Source organism: Mesorhizobium sp. M0195, from assembly GCF_040322115.1.
Taxonomy (GTDB): domain Bacteria; phylum Pseudomonadota; class Alphaproteobacteria; order Rhizobiales; family Rhizobiaceae; genus Mesorhizobium.
In genome coordinates, this window is sequence record NZ_JAMYSV010000001.1 from 293,629 (window position 1) to 312,591 (window position 18,963).

At 61.7% G+C, this 18,963-nt stretch carries 22 protein-coding genes and 1 tRNA gene; 12 read left to right on the forward strand and 11 right to left on the reverse strand.

Annotation, left to right across the window (positions count from 1 at the left end):
- Nucleotide 1 precedes the first annotated feature (1 nt).
- Together NKJ12_RS01465 and NKJ12_RS01470 are read left to right on the forward strand one after the other, a co-directional pair.
- The gene (locus NKJ12_RS01465; RefSeq protein ID WP_352701046.1) at nt 2–1,210 is read left to right on the forward strand and encodes a beta-ketoacyl-[acyl-carrier-protein] synthase family protein; all 1,209 of its coding nucleotides are present in this window, start codon (nt 2–4) and stop codon (nt 1,208–1,210) included.
- 136 nt (nt 1,211–1,346) lie between these two features.
- On the forward strand, nt 1,347–2,051 hold the full coding sequence (locus tag NKJ12_RS01470; RefSeq protein WP_352686332.1) for a glutathione S-transferase family protein: 705 nt from the start codon (nt 1,347–1,349) through the stop codon (nt 2,049–2,051).
- Between the two features lie 21 nt (nt 2,052–2,072).
- On the opposite strand, the gene NKJ12_RS01475 is transcribed toward NKJ12_RS01470, so the two are convergent.
- Nucleotides 2,073–2,201 (reverse strand): hypothetical protein, encoded by a 129-nt coding sequence (locus tag NKJ12_RS01475; RefSeq protein ID WP_302893450.1) that lies wholly within the window; start codon nt 2,199–2,201, stop codon nt 2,073–2,075.
- Between NKJ12_RS01475 and NKJ12_RS01480 the strand changes: the two genes are divergently transcribed.
- Nucleotides 2,194–2,436, forward strand: coding sequence for a hypothetical protein (locus tag NKJ12_RS01480; protein ID WP_352686329.1), 243 nt, complete (start codon nt 2,194–2,196; stop codon nt 2,434–2,436). The two genes, NKJ12_RS01475 and NKJ12_RS01480, sit on opposite strands and share 8 nt — an antisense overlap.
- Nucleotides 2,437–2,514: 78 nt before the next feature.
- On the opposite strand, the gene NKJ12_RS01485 is transcribed toward NKJ12_RS01480, so the two are convergent.
- Nucleotides 2,515–3,135 (reverse strand): nucleoside triphosphate hydrolase, encoded by a 621-nt coding sequence (locus NKJ12_RS01485; protein ID WP_352701048.1) that lies wholly within the window; start codon nt 3,133–3,135, stop codon nt 2,515–2,517.
- Nucleotides 3,136–3,211: 76 nt separating this feature from the next.
- A complete protein-coding gene (locus NKJ12_RS01490; RefSeq protein ID WP_352686326.1) occupies nt 3,212–4,318 on the reverse strand; it encodes a hypothetical protein in 1,107 nt (368 codons plus the stop codon).
- Nucleotides 4,319–4,567: 249 nt separating this feature from the next.
- Here NKJ12_RS01490 and NKJ12_RS01495 point away from each other — a divergent pair, with 249 nt between their 5' ends.
- A complete protein-coding gene (locus tag NKJ12_RS01495) occupies nt 4,568–5,461 on the forward strand; it encodes a D-alanyl-D-alanine carboxypeptidase family protein (RefSeq protein WP_352686324.1) in 894 nt (297 codons plus the stop codon).
- A gap of 9 nt (nt 5,462–5,470) precedes the next feature.
- Here the strand turns inward: NKJ12_RS01495 and NKJ12_RS01500 are convergent, their stop codons facing one another.
- From NKJ12_RS01500 to hsdR, 4 genes are read right to left on the reverse strand one after another with little or no spacing between them, the layout of a single operon-like run.
- Nucleotides 5,471–6,646 carry a phospholipase D family protein gene (locus NKJ12_RS01500; protein ID WP_352701049.1) on the reverse strand — a complete coding sequence of 392 codons (1,176 nt, stop codon included), beginning with the start codon at nt 6,644–6,646 and terminating at the stop codon, nt 5,471–5,473.
- A complete protein-coding gene (locus NKJ12_RS01505) occupies nt 6,643–8,235 on the reverse strand; it encodes a restriction endonuclease subunit S (protein ID WP_352686321.1) in 1,593 nt (530 codons plus the stop codon). The genes NKJ12_RS01500 and NKJ12_RS01505 overlap by 4 nt, the downstream gene beginning before the upstream one ends.
- A complete protein-coding gene (locus NKJ12_RS01510; protein ID WP_352686319.1) occupies nt 8,232–9,686 on the reverse strand; it encodes a type I restriction-modification system subunit M in 1,455 nt (484 codons plus the stop codon). The genes NKJ12_RS01505 and NKJ12_RS01510 overlap by 4 nt, the downstream gene beginning before the upstream one ends.
- Nucleotides 9,687–9,689: 3 nt before the next feature.
- Nucleotides 9,690–12,134, reverse strand: a complete 2,445-nt coding sequence (hsdR, locus tag NKJ12_RS01515) for an EcoAI/FtnUII family type I restriction enzme subunit R (RefSeq protein WP_352686317.1) — start codon at nt 12,132–12,134, stop codon at nt 9,690–9,692.
- Between the two features lie 184 nt (nt 12,135–12,318).
- On the opposite strand from hsdR, the gene NKJ12_RS01520 reads away from it, so the two are divergent.
- From NKJ12_RS01520 to NKJ12_RS01535, 4 genes are all read left to right on the forward strand, one after another.
- Nucleotides 12,319–12,395: transfer RNA gene (locus NKJ12_RS01520), tRNA-Arg, on the forward strand.
- A gap of 259 nt (nt 12,396–12,654) precedes the next feature.
- Nucleotides 12,655–13,644 carry a DUF2332 domain-containing protein gene (locus NKJ12_RS01525; RefSeq protein WP_352701050.1) on the forward strand — a complete coding sequence of 330 codons (990 nt, stop codon included), beginning with the start codon at nt 12,655–12,657 and terminating at the stop codon, nt 13,642–13,644.
- 290 nt (nt 13,645–13,934) lie between these two features.
- The gene (locus NKJ12_RS01530; RefSeq protein ID WP_352474763.1) at nt 13,935–14,144 is read left to right on the forward strand and encodes a hypothetical protein; all 210 of its coding nucleotides are present in this window, start codon (nt 13,935–13,937) and stop codon (nt 14,142–14,144) included.
- A gap of 39 nt (nt 14,145–14,183) precedes the next feature.
- Nucleotides 14,184–14,417, forward strand: a complete 234-nt coding sequence (locus NKJ12_RS01535; protein ID WP_254815811.1) for a hypothetical protein — start codon at nt 14,184–14,186, stop codon at nt 14,415–14,417.
- 109 nt (nt 14,418–14,526) lie between these two features.
- Here NKJ12_RS01535 and NKJ12_RS01540 read toward each other — a convergent pair whose 3' ends face one another.
- Nucleotides 14,527–14,835, reverse strand: a complete 309-nt coding sequence (locus NKJ12_RS01540; RefSeq protein WP_352686679.1) for a hypothetical protein — start codon at nt 14,833–14,835, stop codon at nt 14,527–14,529.
- 73 nt (nt 14,836–14,908) lie between these two features.
- Nucleotides 14,909–15,427, reverse strand: a complete 519-nt coding sequence (locus tag NKJ12_RS01545; protein WP_352686312.1) for a metallophosphoesterase — start codon at nt 15,425–15,427, stop codon at nt 14,909–14,911.
- Between the two features lie 227 nt (nt 15,428–15,654).
- Here NKJ12_RS01545 and NKJ12_RS01550 point away from each other — a divergent pair, with 227 nt between their 5' ends.
- Both NKJ12_RS01550 and NKJ12_RS01555 read left to right on the forward strand, forming a co-directional pair.
- Nucleotides 15,655–15,984, forward strand: a complete 330-nt coding sequence (locus tag NKJ12_RS01550) for a hypothetical protein (protein WP_352701051.1) — start codon at nt 15,655–15,657, stop codon at nt 15,982–15,984.
- 94 nt (nt 15,985–16,078) lie between these two features.
- Complete coding sequence (locus NKJ12_RS01555) at nt 16,079–16,627, forward strand: DNA-3-methyladenine glycosylase (RefSeq protein ID WP_352701052.1); 549 nt, start codon at nt 16,079–16,081, stop codon at nt 16,625–16,627.
- 32 nt (nt 16,628–16,659) lie between these two features.
- Here the strand turns inward: NKJ12_RS01555 and NKJ12_RS01560 are convergent, their stop codons facing one another.
- Nucleotides 16,660–16,926, reverse strand: a complete 267-nt coding sequence (locus NKJ12_RS01560) for a DUF3606 domain-containing protein (protein ID WP_352701054.1) — start codon at nt 16,924–16,926, stop codon at nt 16,660–16,662.
- 169 nt (nt 16,927–17,095) lie between these two features.
- Here NKJ12_RS01560 and NKJ12_RS01565 point away from each other — a divergent pair, with 169 nt between their 5' ends.
- Both NKJ12_RS01565 and NKJ12_RS01570 read left to right on the forward strand, forming a co-directional pair.
- Nucleotides 17,096–17,584 (forward strand): EF-hand domain-containing protein, encoded by a 489-nt coding sequence (locus tag NKJ12_RS01565; RefSeq protein ID WP_352701055.1) that lies wholly within the window; start codon nt 17,096–17,098, stop codon nt 17,582–17,584.
- 169 nt (nt 17,585–17,753) lie between these two features.
- Nucleotides 17,754–18,095 carry an antibiotic biosynthesis monooxygenase family protein gene (locus NKJ12_RS01570; protein ID WP_352701056.1) on the forward strand — a complete coding sequence of 114 codons (342 nt, stop codon included), beginning with the start codon at nt 17,754–17,756 and terminating at the stop codon, nt 18,093–18,095.
- 20 nt (nt 18,096–18,115) lie between these two features.
- On the opposite strand, the gene NKJ12_RS01575 is transcribed toward NKJ12_RS01570, so the two are convergent.
- Nucleotides 18,116–18,949 carry an SMP-30/gluconolactonase/LRE family protein gene (locus NKJ12_RS01575; protein ID WP_352701058.1) on the reverse strand — a complete coding sequence of 278 codons (834 nt, stop codon included), beginning with the start codon at nt 18,947–18,949 and terminating at the stop codon, nt 18,116–18,118.
- Between the last annotated feature and the right edge of the window lie 14 nt (nt 18,950–18,963).

Below are 18,963 nucleotides of genomic sequence, written 5' to 3' on the forward strand. Positions count from 1 at the left end.
AATGCACAAGCGGATCGTCATCACGGGCATCGGCGGGTTATGCGGCCTCGGCACCAATGCACCGGCAATCTGGAATGAGATGCGCGCCGGCCGTTCGGCAATCGGCGCGATCGACAATCCGCTGCTGCATGATCTGAAGGTCAAGGTCGGCTGCGAAATCAAGGCGCTTCCCGAGCACGGCATCGACCGCAAACAGGTCGTGTCGATGGACCGCTTCAGCCTTCTGGCGACGATCGCCGCGCGGGAGGCGGCACAGCAGGCGGGATTGAACCCGCACGCGGCCAACACCTACCGGATGGGCACCATCGTCGGCGTCGGCGTCTGCGGCTGGGAGGCAATCGAAGAGAACTATCGCGCCATCCTGCTCGAAGGCAAGAACCGCGCCGGCATCTTCACCGTACCGAAAGTAATGCCGGGCGCAGCCGCCGGCCATGTCAGCATGAATCTTGGTCTGCGTGGACCGGTGTTCGGCATCACCTCTGCCTGCTCGTCATCCAACCACGCCATTGCCTCCGCGGTCGATCAGATCAGGCTCGGCCGGGCCGACGTCATGGTCGCCGGCGGCACCGATGCGCCACTGGTCTGGGGCATCCTCAAGGGCTGGGAAGCCCTGCGGGTATTGTCGCCGGACACCTGCCGGCCGTTTTCGGCCGACCGCCAGGGGCTCGTGCTCGGCGAAGGCGCCGGCATGGTAGTGCTGGAAACGTATGAGCATGCCATGGCGCGCGGCGCCGCTATTCTTGCCGAAATCGCCGGCGTCGGCCTTTCCGCCGACGCCTCCGACATCGTCGCGCCAACTATCGAAGGGCCTGAGGCGGCGATGCGCTTCTGCCTCGTCGACGCCGGGCTCAATCCGGAGGACGTCGACTATCTCAACGCGCATGGCACCGGCACCAAGGCCAACGACCAGATCGAGACGGCGGCGATCAAACGCGTGTTCGGCGACCATGCCTACAAGCTTTCTGTCTCCTCGACCAAATCGATGCATGCCCACTGCCTCGGCGCATCCGGCGCGCTGGAAATGATCGCCTGCGTGATGGCGATCCGCGAAGGCATCGTGCCGCCGACCGCCAATTATCGGGAAGCCGACACCGACTGCGATCTCAACATCACGCCGAACGTGGCACGCGAGCGCGCGGTGCGCACCGCGATGAGCAACAGCTTCGCCTTCGGCGGCACCAATGCGGTGCTGGCGGTCAAGGCCGTGTGACCACACCCTTTGCGGGCCTTTCACCGGGGCCGGTGAAACTTTCCATGCGCATATTGATCGCGCCAGGCGTCGCGCCTAACTCACTGCGACCCGCCATGACCATGCCGCTCGGCGCGGTCCCCGACCAGGAGTTTCGATGACCGATCTGTCCGCGTTTCCGATCGCCAGGCGCTGGCCGGCGAGCCACCCCGACCGCATCCAGCTTTATTCGTTTCCGACGCCGAACGGGGTGAAAATATCGATCGCGCTGGAGGAACTTGGCCTGCCCTACGAGCCGCATGCCGTCGACATCGGCAAGAACGAGAGCTGGACGCCGGAATTCCTGTCTTTGAACCCGAACGGCAAGATCCCGGCGATGATCGATCCGGACGGCCCGGGCGGCAAGCCGATCGGCCTGTTCGAATCCGGCGCCATTCTGCTTTATTTCAGCGACAAGACCGGCAAGCTGGTCCCGGCAGACGCAACGCTGCGTTACGAGACGATCCAGTGGGTGTTCTTCCAGATGGCTTCCATCGGGCCCATGTTCGGCCAAGTCGGTTTCTTCCACAAATTCGCCGGGCGCCAAATCGCCGACAAGCGCCCGCTCGAGCGTTATCGCGACGAGTCGCGGCGGCTGATCGGCGTCCTCGAAACGAGGCTCAAGGGCCGCAACTGGATCATGGGCGACGATTACACCATCGCCGACATTTCGATGCTTGGATGGGTGCGCAATCTGATCGGCTTTTACGAGGCGCGGGACCTCGTCGGTTTCGACGATTTCCCGGGCGTGGGCGCATGGCTGGAGCGTGGCCTTGCCCGGCCGGCGGTGCAGAGGGGCCTCACCATTCCGGCCAGAGCCTGATCAGAACCCTGACTGCCCCGGCTATTTTGCCTTGGTCCGGGGTTTCGAGCCGCCCTTGCCGACTACGGAAGCGGCAAGCGACGCCGCACCTTTGGCGGTCGCAAGCACGGCACCGGCGGCGACATTGGCCGTTGCCTTAACGGTGCGCATTGCGCTGCCTGCGATCGATCCTCTGCTGCTTGCCGACCTTTTGGCCTTGGGTGCAGCGGCTTTGGCCGCGGCAGGCATCACCTTTTTCGGCGCCGCCTTGCCAAAGCTGGGCTTTGCCGCATCCTTGGAGTGGGCCGCTCCTGCCGGGCCGGCGCTGGTTTTCGCTCGAGTGATTTTTGATCGTGTTACCTTGCCCTTGGCGGGCGCAGGCTTTCTTGCCATGGTTTCCATCTAACCGTTCCCTCATGCAATTGCCGTGTCCGGGATAACGGCCTGAAAGTGTTAAGGTTCCGGCCGAACAGTCCTTACCAGATCAGGCCTGTCCACCGACCACCAGGTCGGCGGGCCGCCGACGGGCAAGCACGCGGTCGATGTTCGGCATGTCGTTGGAAGCAATCCAGGCGCGCGCGTCCTGGTCGGACCGGCCGTGCTCGTGCCATCGCTCGAGCAGTCGGCGCTCGAGCTCGGCGCGCGGCACGTCGACGAAGATAGAGTAGTCGAACAGCGGCGCCAGCCGCGTCCATGGCTCTTCGTCGAGCAGCAGGTAATTGCCTTCGACCAGGACGAATTTGGTCTCGGCGGCGATGATCGCAGCGGCAGCGCGCGACAGCTCCATGCTGCGGTCGAACACCGGGATGGCGATATCCGGCTCGCCAGCGCGGATGCGCTTCAGCAGCGCTTCGAAGCCGGCAAAATCAAAGGTTTCCGGGGCACCTTTTCGCTGGCGAAGGCCGCGCCGCTCGAGCACGACGTCATCGTAGTGGAACCCGTCCATCGGCACGACTTCCGCCGTGCCTTCCGGCAGCAGGTCATGCAAGCCTGCCGACAATGTCGACTTGCCGGCGCCGGGCGGACCCGCAATGGCAACAATGAAGCGCGGCGCCTTGCCGGCGCGCTTGAAAATGGTAGCGGCGAGATGGGCGATCTCAGACATTGGCATCCGTTAAGATGGTTCTGGCGCATTTTGGCGGCAGTTTTCGAAAATTTCAAACGCGGCTTGTGCCAGGCCTTCAATCGGGCCTGGACTGGCTGATCCGCAGGAAATCGTTGTCGAAGCCGATGTCGCGCTCGGCACCGTCAGCCGCCAGGATGCGCATGCGGCCCGGCGAGGTCGTGACGTCGCGCGGCGGCTCGCCGGATGGCCATGGCAGTGCGCCGATGACATGGCGGAACGAAAAGCGGCGCCCTTCAGCAAGGGCAAAGGCGGTCGCCACGCCTTCATGCTTCAGCCAGTTGTCGCCGAGCGACGCGGCATGGCCGACGGCCGTGCGGCCGTCCTCGATGCCGAGCACGCCGCGGTGGCGGCCGCTCCATGGCGCGTAATCGCGCCCGCCATTGCTGACCCACAGCATGGTGACCGGCAGTTCGGCCGGGTTCTTCAGCACCAGCACGAGGTCGGCTTCCGCCTGGCGCGCCAGCGCGGTCCAGCCCGGTCCGCCATGGTCGGCCTCGACCAGCGTGACGAAGTCCTCACGCAGCTGGTCCATGCGATAGGCGGTCAGGTCGATCGTGCCGCCGTCGGCGGCGGGAAAGCGCGTCAGGTCGGTGCTGCGCGCCGGGTAGGCGAGCAAAGAGCGGCCGCGGGCCGGATCGGGCTCCGGCGGCTCGTTCGGCGTCGCGGCAAGGCGCTTCGGCGAGAACGCCAGCCTGCCGCCGGCCTTCATCACCGTCATCGGATGGTGGGCGACCGGAATGGCGCCGGCCCCGCCGGAAAAGACGTGCTCCTGATAGAGAAAGGGATGATCGTCGCGCACGATCAGGATCTTGTCGACGCTCGCGCCCATGACCGGGCGCTGCAGCCGCAAGACGGCGCGCCAGCCATCGACCGTTGCCGCGCTGTCGACGACGTCCCAGCGACTATTGGCCGGCCAGCCATGCAAAGGTGCCTCTTCGACGTCGCTGATCGAGAACGGCGCGCAGAGGAAATCGCCGGACAGGTGGACCGTACCTTCAGGCAGATCTTTCGGCAGCGTCTCGCGCGGCTCGCCGACCCAGGGTGCGCGATGCAAAGGGTTCAGCCGAAGGCCATCGATATCGACCGCCATGTCGGCGAGATGGCCGACGGCAAGATCGACCGATACCGAAATGCCTTTTGCCGTGATCGTGACCGTATCCATGTGCACCTACCGATTCTGCCAGCCCGAATTCAGGCGGCCCGATTCTGCCGGCGCCAGCAAAGCCCACTCGCCGCCGGTTGCGCAAGCGTGGTGGCCGGCAATTCCCCTCAGCCGGCTCGGCACAGCGGCCACGTGGGCCTGTGGACAGGGCACCAATCCAGGCCCCGACCGATATTAACCAAATGGACTGCGCCTTTGCGGTAAGATAGCTTCGCCTCGTCTCGGAAACAGCCTGCCTTCGGAACCGACTTGTCCGCCTTGCGCTTCTTTTCGCTCATCCACAATTACGTCGCGGTGCTGGCGCTGCTGCTGTTTGCCGCCGGCTGCACGACGGTGACGCCGCCCGACAGCGTGCTGGCCGTGCCGGCGCCGCCGCAGAAATATGCCGCGATGGTCATCGACGCCGGCACCGGCAAGACGCTGTTCGAGGTCAATTCCACGGCGCCACGCTATCCGGCGTCACTGACCAAGATGATGACGCTCTACCTTCTTTTCGAGGCGCTGGAGTCGGGGCGGATCAGCAAGGAGACGCAAATTCCGGTGTCGGACTACGCCGCGCGGCAGCCGCCGACCAAGCTGCGGTTCAGGCGCGGCGAGACGATCGACGTCGATTCGGCGATCCGCGCCATCGTCGTCAAATCGGCCAATGACGTGGCGGTCGCCGTTGCCGAATATCTCGGCGGCAGCGAAGAGGCGTTCGCCGGCATGATGACCGCCAAGGCGCGCCAGATCGGCATGAGCAGCACCGTCTTCCGCAACGCCTCGGGCCTGCCGGATGGCGACCAGCACACGACGGCGCGTGACATGGCGGTGCTCGGCATGGCGCTGCACACCCGCTTCCCGCAGCATTTCCACTATTTCTCCGACAGCGACTTCATGTTCCGCGGCAGGCTGGTGCGCGGCCACAACGACATGCTCGGCCGGGTGCGCGGCGTCGACGGCATCAAGACCGGCTACATCAGAGCTTCGGGCTTCAACATCGTTACCTCCTATAATGCAGACGGGCACAGGCTGATCATCGTGGTGATGGGCGCCGACAGTGCGCGCCAGCGCAACGACCATGTCGAGGCGCTGATCCAGCGCAGCCTGTCGACGGCGACGGCGAACGCGACGACGCGGCTGCTGTATGCCGAGCAGCAGTGAGAGGTTGGTCTACGGATATGGCCGGACGTTATCCGGCCAATCAAGTTTGTCGAGTTCATCCTGAGGCACTTTGCCATGCTGGTCGAACGCGGCCTGCAATCGCTCACTAAGCCACGATGTGCCTTGGTTAGAAAGCTCAACCGCTGCTTGTTGTTGGTAAGCCTTTCTCGGATCAGTGTTCCCTTCGCCACGTGATGCATTGCGCTTCGTCGACGCGAACGAATTTGCGCCGAGAGCACCCATGAGTTCGTTGAGAGAGATGCCGTTGGCCATCGTGCCTGCAACAAATTCGGCATGGTGGACGCGAATATAGCGGGACCACGTTGCTTTCCAATCGCGGTGAGTAATGTCTTCGGGCGTGGCATCGTCTCGTGCCGGCACATGATGCATGCCTATCGCAAGCCCAAAAACCCGGATGTCATTCGGATCGTATGTCAGTCGTGCGATGAAGATCACCGCATCGTCCTTAACCATTCGCGGCCGCTTTGTGGCGGGGTATGCGACAGCCCAATGGCAACCAGATCGCTCTATTTCCTCGATCGTGGGGAATGCTAATGGAACCCGATTGTCGCCCTCACCAAGAAACTTCACAAATGCCTGGGGAGCATCGGCAACATTTATGGGCAAGGTTGCCGGAGAGTCGACTATCCCTGCGTCGGCGCCAAAGTCGCCGAGGCCGATGGGGAGATTTGGGCGCCCGCCTTTCGCTCGATGGTGCGTCACCGTTTCGTCCCATTTATCGAGCTGCTGGACCGTAAGGTCGGCACCGCTGCGCATCCAAAGATCATCGAAATAGCGGCGGCACGCCGCGATGATTTCTGCATCTTGGGAAACCAAGCCGAACTCGTGGTTTCGGGTGAGCGCGGCCTCCGTCAGATTGGCAGATGTCACGATCGCTCTGTTTGATCCGAACAGGTACATCTTAGCGTGCAGGTTCCTGACGCCGCGCACCGTCCCTCCGACCTCCAGCAGCCGCCGCAGGGCCACAACGTCGCTGACGCCTTCCGCGAAATCTGACAAATTGAACCGGGTGATAGCCTGAACGGTTTTCGGACCCGCTGAAAGCAAGCGTCGCAATGCGCCCGCTTTTATAAACGGGGAAATGATCCGCAACTCGCTTGCATCCTCGCGAATGGCCTCGGCGACTTCCCGCGACCAACCTGAGTCGACGAGCCTTGTCGTCATTCCGCTGCCTGCAGTTCTCGATTCTCGACCGGCGCTAGCGCTTCGGCCAGCAGCGCGTCGAGGAGGCGCCGGCGGGTGGCGGCGGTAGTATTGAGGCTCGCCTCTAGCCGGTCGCAGAGCGCCATCAGCGCATCAACCTTTGCGACGATGCGGTGCTGCTCGGCGAGGGGCGGGATCGGGATCGGAAGCGGCTTCAAGTTGGCCGCCTTGATGCCCTTGGCCGTCATGCCGGTTGCGTGCTTGTCGATCAGCGACTGCATCAGATCGCTCATCACCGCGAACATCAGGAACTTTGTATCAATCATCGCATATGGCTGAAAGCAGATGGCGCGTTGCGCGAGTGCAAATGGTTCCTGGATATCGTTCAGGCAGATGTTTGCGAGCGGCGCCTCCGTGGTGAAGAACAAGTCGCCGATCTCGGGGAAGCCGCGCTTCATCCACGTCTTGAAAGTCACCTTCGATATGTATTCGCGCGGCTCACGGTTCAGGTAGCCCATGCGAATGTTCTTCGCGGTGATGAGTGGGATTCCTTCATCCGTCTTGGGAGGCGTGTTCCCGCGATAGTCGATGAACAGAAAGAGGTTCTCGAATGATTGAACGGCCCATCCCGAGGGAAGCGCCATTTCGAGTTCGTCGGGCGTCGGATCGGGCTCCATCTTGATCCGTGCGTCGCCGGTCTTCTTCTTCCGTTCAGCCTTTGCCTTCGCGATCCGCTTCAGCAGTTCCGACGCTGGTTCGTCCTTCTCGTCCTGCGGCACCAGCTTGCCGCGCACGGCGAGGTTGAGGATGGTCTGGCGCAGGGCATTGATCTGGTCGGGGCGCGTGGTGAGGGCGGGCAGCGCGTCGAGGACGAAGCGGGCGTCGGCCAGGAAGGTTTCGGCATCAAGCGCGTTGAGGCGGGCGAGGCTCGACGCCGTCAACCTGTCGCGTAACCCCTCGCGGTTTCCCCGCCCTGCCGCCAGCCGATCGCAGAGACCCATCAGCTCATCGACCTTGGCGACTATGCGGTGCTGCTCAGCGAGGGGTGGGAGGGCGATTATCTGCTCGTATGCGTCGGAACGGCTTAAGCCGGGTTTCACGCCCTTTCCGAGCTTGTCCAAATCGAGAGCCGCAAGCGCGTTTAACAGAAATCGAAGATTAAGGAATAGCGGAGACTCGACGAAGTAGGCAACGTCGGTCGTCCACGACGGGCCATCGCAGAGAGTCAAGGCACCAGCTGATCCTTTACGGCCTACGATGATCGAAGGGCGCACCGTCAGTGGTTCATCGGTGAAGCCGACGATCCCATTTGAACCGAACACGGGCACTGGGCCTTCGTCTAATCGTTCGCTTGCCTTCAAGCCTTTGCCGTATTGGAAATCTAGGATCGAACCGACCTTGGCTCGACGCCATCCTTGCGGCAAATCGGATTGATCTAGTTTCTCCTTTGCGATCCGCTTCAGCAATTCCGATGCCGGTTCGTCGTTCGTATCTTGCGGGACGAGTTTGCCGCGCACCGCCAGATCGAGAATGAAGCGGCGCAGCCGTGCGATCGCGTCGGGCGCGTCGGCGATCTTCTCGTAATGCGCCAATAGCCGTTGCGCATTCATCGGGCCAGCGCCTCGGCGAGGATCGCCTTCAACTGATCCCGCAATCCCACCGTTTCGGCTTCGGCGCGGGCGAGGTCGGCCAGCAGCGTTTCCGGGTCGCCATGATCGTCCGCCACCGCGTGCGGGTTCTTGATGTCGAGATTGTAGCCGCGCGCCTTGACCTCCTCGGCCGTGACGCGCCACGCCTGCGGCGTCTCCTCGCGGCCCTCGCGATCCTTGCCGCCCCACCAGTCAATGCAGCCCTCGAAATGCTCCAGCCGGATCGGCTTTGTCATCGAATAGGCTTTCTGGCCTTCCGGCACGCGATGCTCGTAGAACCAAATGTCTTTCGTTGGCGCGCCCTTCTCGAAGAACAACAGGTTAGTGCCGATCGATGCATAGGGCTTGAACACGGAATTGGGCAGGCGGACGATGGTGTGGAGGTTGCACTCCTCCATCAGATGTTCCTTGAGCCGCGTCTTCACGCCCTCCCCGAACAGCGTGCCATCGGGCAGAACCACGGCGGCGCGACCATTCGGTTTCAAGAGGCGCACGATCAGCGCCAGGAACAGGTCCGCCGTTTCCTTGGTACGGAAGGTCGGAAAATTGTTCTCGATGCCGTCTTCCTCGCGCCCGCCGAAGGGCGGATTGGTGACGACGATATCGACGCGCTCGTCCTTGCTCCATGAAATCAGCGGGCGGGCCAACGTGTTGTCGTGGCGCACGAAGCTCGGGTCCTCGATGCCGTGCAGCAGCATGTTGGTGACGCAGAGCATGTGCGGAAGCTGCTTTTTTTCCACCGCGCGAAGTGCGCCCTGCATCGTCTCACGCTGCGCGGGCGTGCGGACGTAGCCTTTTTCCATGTGACGAATAGCGCAGGTGAGAAAGCCACCCGTGCCGCAGGCAGGATCGAACAGCGTTTCTCCTGGGCGCGGGTCAATGCGATCAACCATGAAGGCAGTCACGGCGCGCGGTGTATAATATTCGCCGGCATTGCCTGCCGATTGAAGATCATTCAGCAACTGCTCATAGAACTCGCCGAAGTGCCGCCGCTCGTCGAGATTATTGAAATCAACCTCGTTGATCTTGTTTAAGACCTGCCGGATGAGGTGTCCGGATTTCATGTAATTGTACGCGTCCTCGAACACGTCGCGCACTACGCGGCGCCGGTCGCCCGGTTTTCCAGTGAGCTGCAGGCCTTTCAATGCAGGGAAAAGTTCATCATTGATGAAATCGAGCATGGCTTGCCCGGTGATGCCTTCTGGGTCGGCCGCCCAGTTGCGCCACTGGAGTTTTTCCGGAATCGGCGAGTGGTAGCCGTCCTTAGTCAGTTCAAGTTCTTGATCCTGGTCGTCGATGATCTTGAGGAAGAACATCCAACACAACTGGCTGATGCGCTGTGCGTCGCCATCAACGCCAACATCCTGGCGCATGATGTCCTGGATGGATTTGACAGTGGTGCGGACAATCATTGGCTATGCGATCTCCTGGTAAAGGGCGTCCTGCATTTCGTGGACGGCCTTTTCAAAGCCCTCCTTGCCGCCGAACGCCTTGATTAGTTGGACGACGCTGCCCATCGCAGTGAAGGGCGTCACCTTCAGCACGTTGGCGTCGTCGAGATGGATTACGCCTTCGTCCCGATATTTTTCGAGCAGCGCATCGAGCACGGCCCGGGCTTGTGGCCCGTATTTGGTGAACACGTCGCGCTTCTTGACGTTTTCGGCACGCTCGCGGCGTGTCAAAAGTTTCTTGTCGAATGCCACGTGGCAGATCAGATCGAAGGGATCGAGGTTCTTGCCCAGTTCATCTGCGATGGCGTCAAGCGCCAGGCCCTCGGCTTCCAGTTCCTCAACGATCGCGTGTTTGCGTTCAGCAGATTTCCAGCGTCTGAGGAAATCGTCGAGACTGGCGAAACGCTTCTTCAACGCCGTCTTAGTGAAATCGCGCAGGCTTTCGGTGACGAGCTTGCCGTTCTCGTCAAGATATTCGACGCGCTCGGCGACGATGCGGGCGCCGACGCCGTCCACGTAAATCTTGCGCACGTGGTTGCCCGGCGGTAGCGGAACGCCCGGCTGATCGATTATGGTTTCGCTATCGCCCGGTTCGTATGGCGCTTGATCACCTTCACCAAGACCGACGACAGTATCGTCGGGCGGTGTGATCGGATCGTCTTCGCTGGGTTCGTAAATCTGCACCGGATCCCCATCGAATTCTGGGTCAGCGAAATGATTGGTCGCGCCACGAAAGTCGATCAACGTGAAGTAGAATTTCTTGGTATCCTCGTGAACGCGGGTGCCGCGCCCGACGATTTGCTTGAACTCGGTCATCGACCCTACCGTGCGATCGAGCACGATTAGCCGACAGGTCTGCGCGTCAACCCCGGTGGACAAAAGCCGCGAGGTCGTGACTAGAACGGGATACTTCGATTCCGGGTCAAGGAAATTGCCAAGCTGGTCCTGGCCATCGCTGTCACCGCCGGTGATCCGCATGACATATCGGTGGTTCTCGTCGCAAAGATCCTTGTTCTCGTTGATGAGTGCCTGTCGCATACGCGCTGCGTGCTCCCGGTCAACGCAGAACACGATGGTTTTCTGGAAGCGGTCGCCGGTTTCCTTTAGAAATTCGGTGACCTTCTTGGCGGTAAGCAAAGTGCGGTCGTCAAGAACCAGCGTCCGGTCGAAATCCTTAGCGTTATAGATTCGATCCTCGACTTCGTTACCATCTCGGTCGAGTTGCCCAAGTTCCGGGCGATAGCCCTCAATGTCGCGATCGATGTGGACCTTGATGACTTTGTAGGGTGCAAGGAAGCCGTCACTGATGCCCTGGCGCAATGAATAGGTGAAGATTGGCTCGCCGAAATAATCGGCGTTTGAAACGTATTCCGTTTCTTTCGGCGTGGCAGTCAGGCCGATCTGCGTTGCACCGGAAAAGTGGGTGAGGATTTCGCGCCACGCGGAATCCTCGGCCGCGCTGCCGCGATGGCATTCGTCGATGACAATTAGGTCGAAGAAGCCGGGGGAGAACTCTTTGTAGAGCTTCTGGCGCTCCTCCGGTCCGGTGATCGCTTGATAGAGACCGAGATAGACCTCGAAGGCGGTGTCGATGCGCCGCTTCCTGTCGAGCGCCAGTGTCAGATCGACCGTGGTGCCGTCCTGCCGCTCAATGGTCTTTGCGTTCGTCGAAAGCTTCGCCATCGCCGCGCCGAACGGGCGGAAGTCGTTCACCATCGTCTGGTCGATCAACACGTTGCGGTCGGCAAGGAAGAGTATGCGTTTCTTGCGACCCGCCTTCCACAGGCGCCAGATGATCTGAAATGCCGTGTAGGTCTTGCCCGTCCCCGTCGCCATGACGAGCAGCACGCGATCGCGCCCCTTGGCGATGGCCTCGATCGCGGCATTGACGGCGTTTACCTGATAATAGCGGGGTGCTTTGCCGCTGCCGTCGTCGAAATAATCCTGAAGCACGATCTGTTCTGCTTCCGGGTCGAGGCCCTTCCAGGCGCGATAGCGTGCCCAAAGATTGGCGGGCGACGGAAAGGCGTCCATGCCGAGGTTCGCCTCCTTGGTGTCGCTCTGGCCCGTGCGGTCGTGAAAGACGAAACCGTCGCCGTTTGAGGAAAAGACGAAAGGGATGTCCAGCGTCGCGGCATAGTCGAGGCCCTGCTGGATACCATCGCCAACGCCGTGGTTGTTGTCCTTCGCTTCGATCAAGGCGATGGGGATATTCGGCTTATAGTAGAGAACGAGGTCGGCTTTTTTTGCCTTGCCACGCGTCACCAGCTTGCCACGTACGATAATGCGGCCCTTGGTGAAATAGACCTCCTCCCGAACCTGCAACATCTCGTCCCATCCGGCGAGCTTAACGGCGGGCAGAATGAATTTCGTGCAGATGTCGCGTTCGGTGAGGCTTCGTTTGTCCATTAATTGATATCCCCCTCCTTGGCTCTATTGGGTAAGCTCAATCCGATCAAGAGCGCGGTTCAAAACGTTGACCGGATTTCGTGCAAACTCCACTTGCCCGTTGAAGCCCGGCCCGGCTTCCGCTAAGAAGCCGGGGCTGGCCGGTTTACCGGCTGGTTCGTTTTCCGGATCGCCGATCCTGAAGGCACCCGTAGCTCAGCTGGATAGAGCGCTGCCCTCCGAAGGCAGAGGTCACAGGTTCGAATCCTGTCGGGTGCGCCATTTCTCAAGGGTACGACCCGGAGACATGGGTAATGGTTTATACCGGAGACATGGTGGACTGCACCCCTTGGATGAGCCACCAATTACGAACAGTTCCCCAGATTTTTGGATTGCGTACAACCTCCTAGCGCAACGGTTAAGTAGGCGACCGCGGGAAGTCCGCGGAGGGTCAAGCTTGTGCAAAAACGCCGGGCATAGCTCCAATAAGATCCGTGGATCATGTACTGTGATGAGACGTCGGGACCGAGGATCAGCGGATATGGACGAGGAGGGCTTGGCCGAGATCTCAGCCCGATATATTCGCTTCGCCGATACGGAAGCTCGCGGTCGCTCGCCGCTCTACGAGGAGTTGGCTCGGGCAGTCGCTGGGGATCGGGAGGCGCTCGGTTTCCTGTCGACCCTTCCGGACCTAAAGCGGCAACCGAACCTTCTACTTGCCGCGGTGCGTCACCTGTTCGGTACGCCGACAGGGTGGACCGAGTTTCGCCAGGCGCTTCAGGCTAATCCAGACGCTATCCGCTCGCTTATGCTCGAGCGCTCAACGCAAACCAATGAGCCGGGAAGATGCGCCACCCTGCTCCCCGTCCTGGCGCGGTTGTCGCAGCCGCTGGCGCTCATCGAGGTCGGGACATCCGCAGGGCTCTGCCTCATGCCGGACCTCTACGGCTATGACTATGGACGCACGGTGATCCGCGGACCCGCGATGGCCTTGGAGCAGCCTGTCTTCCGATGCTTCGCCAGCGAAACAACGCCATTGCCGACGGCCTTGCCGCAAGTCGTCTGGCGGGCGGGATTGGACCTGAGCCCGATAGATGCTTCGGACGACTCGCAAGTCGCATGGCTTGAGACACTGGTCTGGCCGGAACAGACAGCACGGCTCGCCAATCTACGGGCGGCCCTGAAGATCGCTGCCACAGTCAAGCCTCGGGTGGTGAAGGGCGACCTGCGCGGGAGCGACCTCGTGCAACTCTGCAACGAAGCGCCGAACGACGCTACACTCGTCATCTTTCACACAGCCGTCCTCGACTATGTCTCCGACCCTGGTGACAGAGAAGCTTTCGCCGAGCAGGCGATGCGTCTCTCGCCTTATTGGGTATCGAACGAATTCCCTCGCGTCTTCCCGTCCATCGCCACACGCGCCGAAACAAGCTGGCCGCCCGGCCGCTTCCTCTTATCTGCGAATGGCTCCCCTGTAGCTTGGACTGACCCGCATGGCGCCTCGCTCGAATGGATCGCGAACGAGGCGTAGGATATTGGTGGCGGATTACCGTCCTTGGCTAGAGGCGCCATCAGTTCCCAGCTTCATCTATGCTCGTTTCGACTGCTGCGTCTCGAATTCATTGGAAGCGACCTCTCCGACTTGTCTTGTCACCGCCTCTACCGGTCGGCCGAGAACGAGAATGGCGAGCCGAGGCCCGCGCAGACCGTCTCCGCAATCGGGAACCACAGCTATCGGCCAGCCGTTTACACTGCAAACCCACCTGGCGATCCTCAGAGGCCGGGCCGAGTTCTCCGAGATCCGCAAATTGGAGATTGATCATGACAAGCGCTGCCGACCGCGATCCGCGCCACCACACGCAGAAGATGCAGAAGAAATTGGAGGAGGTGAAACAGCACCTTCGCGAGGACATTGAGAAGGTCGATGAGCCGCAGCTGAAGGCGATGTTCGAGACGTCCGCCGAGGTGATCGGCGGTCTCCAGAAAGCGTTCCAGGACTATGAACAAAAGAATGAACCCGCTTGGCGTTGAACGAGTTGTTCGTGGATAGACCCCGAAGGGAGCGCCCCCGTGCCCGCACCGCCCGAAATGGATGTCGTCCTCGAAAAGCTGCCGTTGAGGATCGGCGCCTACATACCCGACGATTTGCTGGAGGACTGGTTTGCGCCGGGAACCGGCATGAACCCGGTCAGCAAGGAGGCGCTTGCCGCCGCCAAGAATTACGGTTGGCGCTTCGAATGCGACTTCAAGCACTACCCCGACCGCAAGGAGGGCGTGTTCTGGAAGTGGGTGCCGGCGATCTGATCCACGCTAGACGATTCATCGTTTTACGGAAACGCAGAACCGGTCTATCTTTTTTGACGCAATTCCGGACGGAAAACCGTTTCACACTTTTCCTGGAATTGCTCTAGCCTCAGCCTATCGGCGTCGTCACCTTGCCGGTTCCGCCGCATTCGGGGCAGGTTCGGCCGTCGATCATGCCTGACCCTGCACAGCGGCGGCAAATGTTCTCGCCAGCGCCGGGGACGCCTGCCGGAACCTCGTCCATGTTGGATTGAGCGGCTTGCCGGGGCTTGCCCTGCAGCTTGTTTCTCAACCGGGCGACCAAGCCTTCGTCGACCTCGAGCGGCTTGCTGCTGTCGTCCGGCAGGCCTTCGCCGGATTGGCCGATGGTTTCATTGCGCGGCCGGTCATTCATGCCTGTCGTGATCTTCTGAGCCATTGCGTTGCCGTTACGCCTTGCAATTTTTCGAACGCCTCAGCTCCGCAGAGGTTCCGGTTGCGGCCAGCCGCCTTCAGCCGGGTTTTGCCCGTGCCGGCCGGCGGCCGCGGCTGGCGAGGATGGTGGGAAGCGTGACCGGACGAAAATCCCAGCTGTCGACACCAACGTCATACTGGCGCGTGACCGGGGTGAGCCGGCCGTGCGAATGGCCATGCAGGTCGATCGACCTCCTGCCGATCTGGTTCCAGGTGCGAAAAGGATAGTGGCAAAGGATCAGCAGGCTGCCATCGAGCGTCAGCTCCTTGTAGTGTTGCGTGCTCGCCCAACCCGTCGCGTCAATGGTGGCCGCAGCATCGTTGTTGCCGATGATCAAGTGCTTGCTGCCATGAAGAGACGACAGCAGTGACGACACGAAGGACGCCGAGCCCCTGGCAAAATCGCCGAGGTGCCAGACCTCGTCGTCCGGGCCGACAGTCTCGTTCCAGAACGCAATGAGCGCCCGATCATGCTCCGCCAGCGAGCCGAACGGGCGGCGGTCGATGCGCAAAATGCGCGGGTCGCTGAAATGCGTGTCGGCGGTGAAGTAGATCATGCGCTGGAGCCTGTTTCGAACTGCCGATCTGGGCGCGTGGCGCACCAAGTCCATGTTGCTCTCCCGATGCTTGCTCAACCCGCTCGATCGCCGGTTGTTCCTGGAGGCAGGCCCAGGCGGTTTCCGCTCGTTGGCACTTTGAAACGGGGGAACTTTGAAACGGGGGAACTTTGGAATGAGACGCAGGTTAGAATGCTTGAGGCCGATGCTCTGAAAGGACCTCGACGATGACCGACGCAGCACCTGTTGGGCGAAGCCCGGCTCAAGCGCGGGGCGATATCGACGCCGGGCGCGAAGGCGATAAGATACCGGGGATCGACCCAGCCGCAGCTCCCATGGAGACGGACGCGGAATCGGCCGGCAGCGTTCCGGCAAAGGATCGGTCTGCGCCTCATGAAAAGCCGGAGTTCACCAACCAGGCGAGCTATGCCAATGCGATGCGTCCGCTGAAGGATGAGCCCGACGTCCAGCCGCGCCGATATGGGCCGGTGCTGGTGATTGCCGCCATCGTCGTGCTGGCCGCGGCGGTTTTCATCGGCGCAGCGATGCTGCGCTGAATATCGCAGATCCGAGAGCAGTGGCTGGACATTTTGCTTCCGGTCCGAGAATTTGCTGACGCGCCAGGTTGAGGCGCGATCAGTCCGGTGCACGTTGACCACGAACCACGAATTCTTTGCCCGAGACGCCACCACCGTGGCGCGCGACATGATTGGCGCGACGCTGCTTTTGCACAGCGTTGGCGGCATCATCGTCGAGACCGAGGCCTATCGCCCCGATGACCCGGCTTCGCATGCTTTCGGTGGCAGGACGGTGCGCAATGGCGCCATGTTCGGCACCCCGGGCAGCGCGTATGTCTATCGCTCCTATGGCCTGCACTGGTGCCTCAATACCGTGTGCCTGCCCGGCAGTGCCGTGCTGATCCGCGCAATCGAACCGCAATCCGGGCTGGAGGTGATGCGGGCCAATCGCGGCATTGACGACCCCCGGCTGCTTTGTTCGGGACCGGGTCGCCTTTGCCAGGCGCTGGCAATCGACAAATCCCATGACGGGCTGCCGCTGGACGCGCCGCCATTCGAATTCAGGCAGCCGGGCGACGCCAGCGCCATTCTTACAGGCCGCCGGATCGGCATTTCCAAGGCTGTCGATGCCGAGTGGCGGTTCGGCCTGCGCGGCTCGGATTATCTGAGCCGCAAGTTCTGACGCCTGCGGCAGCGGCAGCGCAGCTGCTGGCATCACTCGTCGGGTTTGCCGAGATGCATGGGTGTCGCCTGCTGGCGGGCTTCCCTGGTCACCTCGTCGGCTCCGGCAGGTGAAATCCCTCGCAACGCCTTCGCGGCTTCGACCAGGCGCCCACGATCATTGCCGAAGCTCTTGATCAGCTGACGGACCTGGTCGGCGGTGATGCCGTTCTGCTGGGCAAAATACTCGACTTCACGGTCGTCTTCCGCAGCAACGCGATCGCGGTCGCGGAAATCCCGCTTGCTCTTATCGTCGGCCATTTTTTCCTCCTGGTGGAGCCTTGCATCAACGGCAACGTGGGCAAGCCGCTTTCGTTGCCGCGACCGGGCGGACTTTTCCGCCGCCGAGCAGACTTACCAGGAACCATGAGGCGAGCAGCCGGTTTGGCTTGGATGCAGCAGCCACCAATTCATACCGATGGAGATTACGATGACGCTCGCAAGCAAAACCACTGTAGTTGCCGCGGCGCTGGCTATGTTGGCCGCGCCGGCATTCGGCCAGACGAGCCCGCCCGCGCCCGCAGCTCCGGCGCCCGGAATGAGTGGGCAAAGCCAGGATGCCATGCGCGATATGATGCGCCAGATGATGACCGAGATGCTGGAGGAGAGAATGCAAGAGGATCGCGCGCCCCGGGCGGAACGGCGCGGTCGCGACCGCTGGCATCATGACTACAGGATGGGCCCGCCTGACCGAGGCTGGGAGACGGGTGGTGGCATGGGACGGGGGATGCATGGCGCGAGGATGCGAATGATGTTCGCCATAGTCGATGCCGATGGCGACGGCGCGCTTTCTCAGGCAGAAGTCCAGGATTTCGTCGGGCGGATATTCAACGCCGTCGATGAGGACGGTGACGGCAGCGTCGACATGCAGGAAATCCGGTCCTTCTTCCACGGAGGCGGTGCCGAGGATCAGGAGTAAGTCTCCCACCGGTCGGCAAGGAGGCCTATCCGGGCAGCGCCACCTACGTCGGCCGGGGAAGATGAAAAGTCGCTGGCAACGGGATACGAGGCTGCCAGCCGGGGAGATCCGTTCCTTGGCTGGCATTCGAACGCCGGCGGACCAATCAGACCAGCAGGGATTCGTTGCCATGACAGAGAAAATTACGGAGAAAACTCCGACCATCGCCCGTATCTGGCGCGGCAGAACCGTGCCTGAAAAGGCGGATGCCTATGAGCATTACAATTACGAAGCCGGCATCAAGCCGCTGATCGAGAAGGCACTGGGCGTTCAGGCCTTTCGCGAGGACACGCCGAGCCATTCGGAATTCGTGACGATCTCCTATTGGGAAAATGTCGAGGCGATGGCGGCGTTCACCGGCGGCGATCCGACGAGGATCCACCATCTGGAGCGTGACGAAGAGTTCCTGATCGAGCTGCCGTCGAGGGTGCAGGTGCTGCGCATCCGCTCCAGTCACGGCCGCCTGGCATAGGGCGCCGCCGCTGCCCAGATCTATGGAATCGCCGTCAAGTCGATTTCGGTAATGTGCGAGCGGCCGAGATTTGCGGTGTAGAGCTTGTCGCCCTTGAAGGCGATGTTGGTGGGATGGGCGAGCGTGGTTGCCGCCGGATCCTCGATCAGCACCTCGAGCCCGCTATCCTGTCGCCAGCGATAGATGCGGCTCGGCTCGTAGCACGAGATGAACAGCGAACCGTCCGGCGCCACGGCGACGCCATCGGGGACGTTGTTCACGCCGTCCACGACGAGTTGGCGAGGTCCTGCCGTGCCGTCGGCACGGATCGGCACATAGCTGACGCAGGCCGCATGGCTTTCCACGACGTAAAGCCCATTGCCATCCGGCGCCAACGCCATGCCGTTGGCGAAGGCCATGGCCTCGCGGCACCACAGGCCGCCTTCGCCGGTCTTCAGATCATAGCGGAAGATACCGGAACGGTTGTCTTCGCCGAGGCTATCGGAGACATAGAGCCAGCCGCGCGCCTCGTCGACGATCGGATAATTCGGCACGCGGATGCCGGCCGAAGCGAAGCGTTGCATCTCGGCCACCGCGGCATCCCAGCGAAAGACCGCCGCATGTCTGAGATCGCAAGCAAAGCAGTTGCCTGCGCTATCGAACGCGATGCCAAGCAGAAAGCCTTCCGTGCCACCCATACGTTCGACCGAGCTGCCATCGGCGGCCAGCCGCAACAGGTCGCCGGTTTCGGTGCCGCACCAGATCGAGCCGTCGCTATGGATGGCCACGCCTTCAGGATGCGCGACGCGCGGGCTGGTGAAGATGCCGTCTAAGAAGACCTTCGCGGCCGACATTTCGAGCAACGGCTTTGCCATGCGCCGCCCCCTCT

Bases quoted from the DNA above. Each gene is read 5' to 3' on its own strand.
- NKJ12_RS01530 (WP_352474763.1), top strand. From the start codon at position 13,935: ATGACAAGCGCTGCCGACCGCGATCCGCGCCACCACACGCAGAAGATG.
- NKJ12_RS01540 (WP_352686679.1), bottom strand. From the start codon at position 14,835: ATGGCTCAGAAGATCACGACAGGCATGAATGACCGGCCGCGCAATGAA.
- NKJ12_RS01475 (WP_302893450.1), bottom strand. From the start codon at position 2,201: ATGCGCACCGTTAAGGCAACGGCCAATGTCGCCGCCGGTGCCGTGCTT.
- NKJ12_RS01500 (WP_352701049.1), bottom strand. From the start codon at position 6,646: ATGACGACAAGGCTCGTCGACTCAGGTTGGTCGCGGGAAGTCGCCGAG.
- NKJ12_RS01565 (WP_352701055.1), top strand. From the start codon at position 17,096: ATGACGCTCGCAAGCAAAACCACTGTAGTTGCCGCGGCGCTGGCTATG.
- NKJ12_RS01570 (WP_352701056.1), top strand. From the start codon at position 17,754: ATGACAGAGAAAATTACGGAGAAAACTCCGACCATCGCCCGTATCTGG.
- NKJ12_RS01550 (WP_352701051.1), top strand. From the start codon at position 15,655: ATGACCGACGCAGCACCTGTTGGGCGAAGCCCGGCTCAAGCGCGGGGC.
- NKJ12_RS01545 (WP_352686312.1), bottom strand. From the start codon at position 15,427: ATGATCTACTTCACCGCCGACACGCATTTCAGCGACCCGCGCATTTTG.
- hsdR (WP_352686317.1), bottom strand. From the start codon at position 12,134: ATGGACAAACGAAGCCTCACCGAACGCGACATCTGCACGAAATTCATT.
- NKJ12_RS01490 (WP_352686326.1), bottom strand. From the start codon at position 4,318: ATGGATACGGTCACGATCACGGCAAAAGGCATTTCGGTATCGGTCGAT.
- NKJ12_RS01465 (WP_352701046.1), top strand. From the start codon at position 2: ATGCACAAGCGGATCGTCATCACGGGCATCGGCGGGTTATGCGGCCTC.
- NKJ12_RS01510 (WP_352686319.1), bottom strand. From the start codon at position 9,686: ATGATTGTCCGCACCACTGTCAAATCCATCCAGGACATCATGCGCCAG.
- NKJ12_RS01470 (WP_352686332.1), top strand. From the start codon at position 1,347: ATGACCGATCTGTCCGCGTTTCCGATCGCCAGGCGCTGGCCGGCGAGC.
- NKJ12_RS01575 (WP_352701058.1), bottom strand. From the start codon at position 18,949: ATGGCAAAGCCGTTGCTCGAAATGTCGGCCGCGAAGGTCTTCTTAGAC.
- NKJ12_RS01560 (WP_352701054.1), bottom strand. From the start codon at position 16,926: ATGGCCGACGATAAGAGCAAGCGGGATTTCCGCGACCGCGATCGCGTT.
- NKJ12_RS01485 (WP_352701048.1), bottom strand. From the start codon at position 3,135: ATGTCTGAGATCGCCCATCTCGCCGCTACCATTTTCAAGCGCGCCGGC.
- NKJ12_RS01525 (WP_352701050.1), top strand. From the start codon at position 12,655: ATGGACGAGGAGGGCTTGGCCGAGATCTCAGCCCGATATATTCGCTTC.
- NKJ12_RS01505 (WP_352686321.1), bottom strand. From the start codon at position 8,235: ATGAATGCGCAACGGCTATTGGCGCATTACGAGAAGATCGCCGACGCG.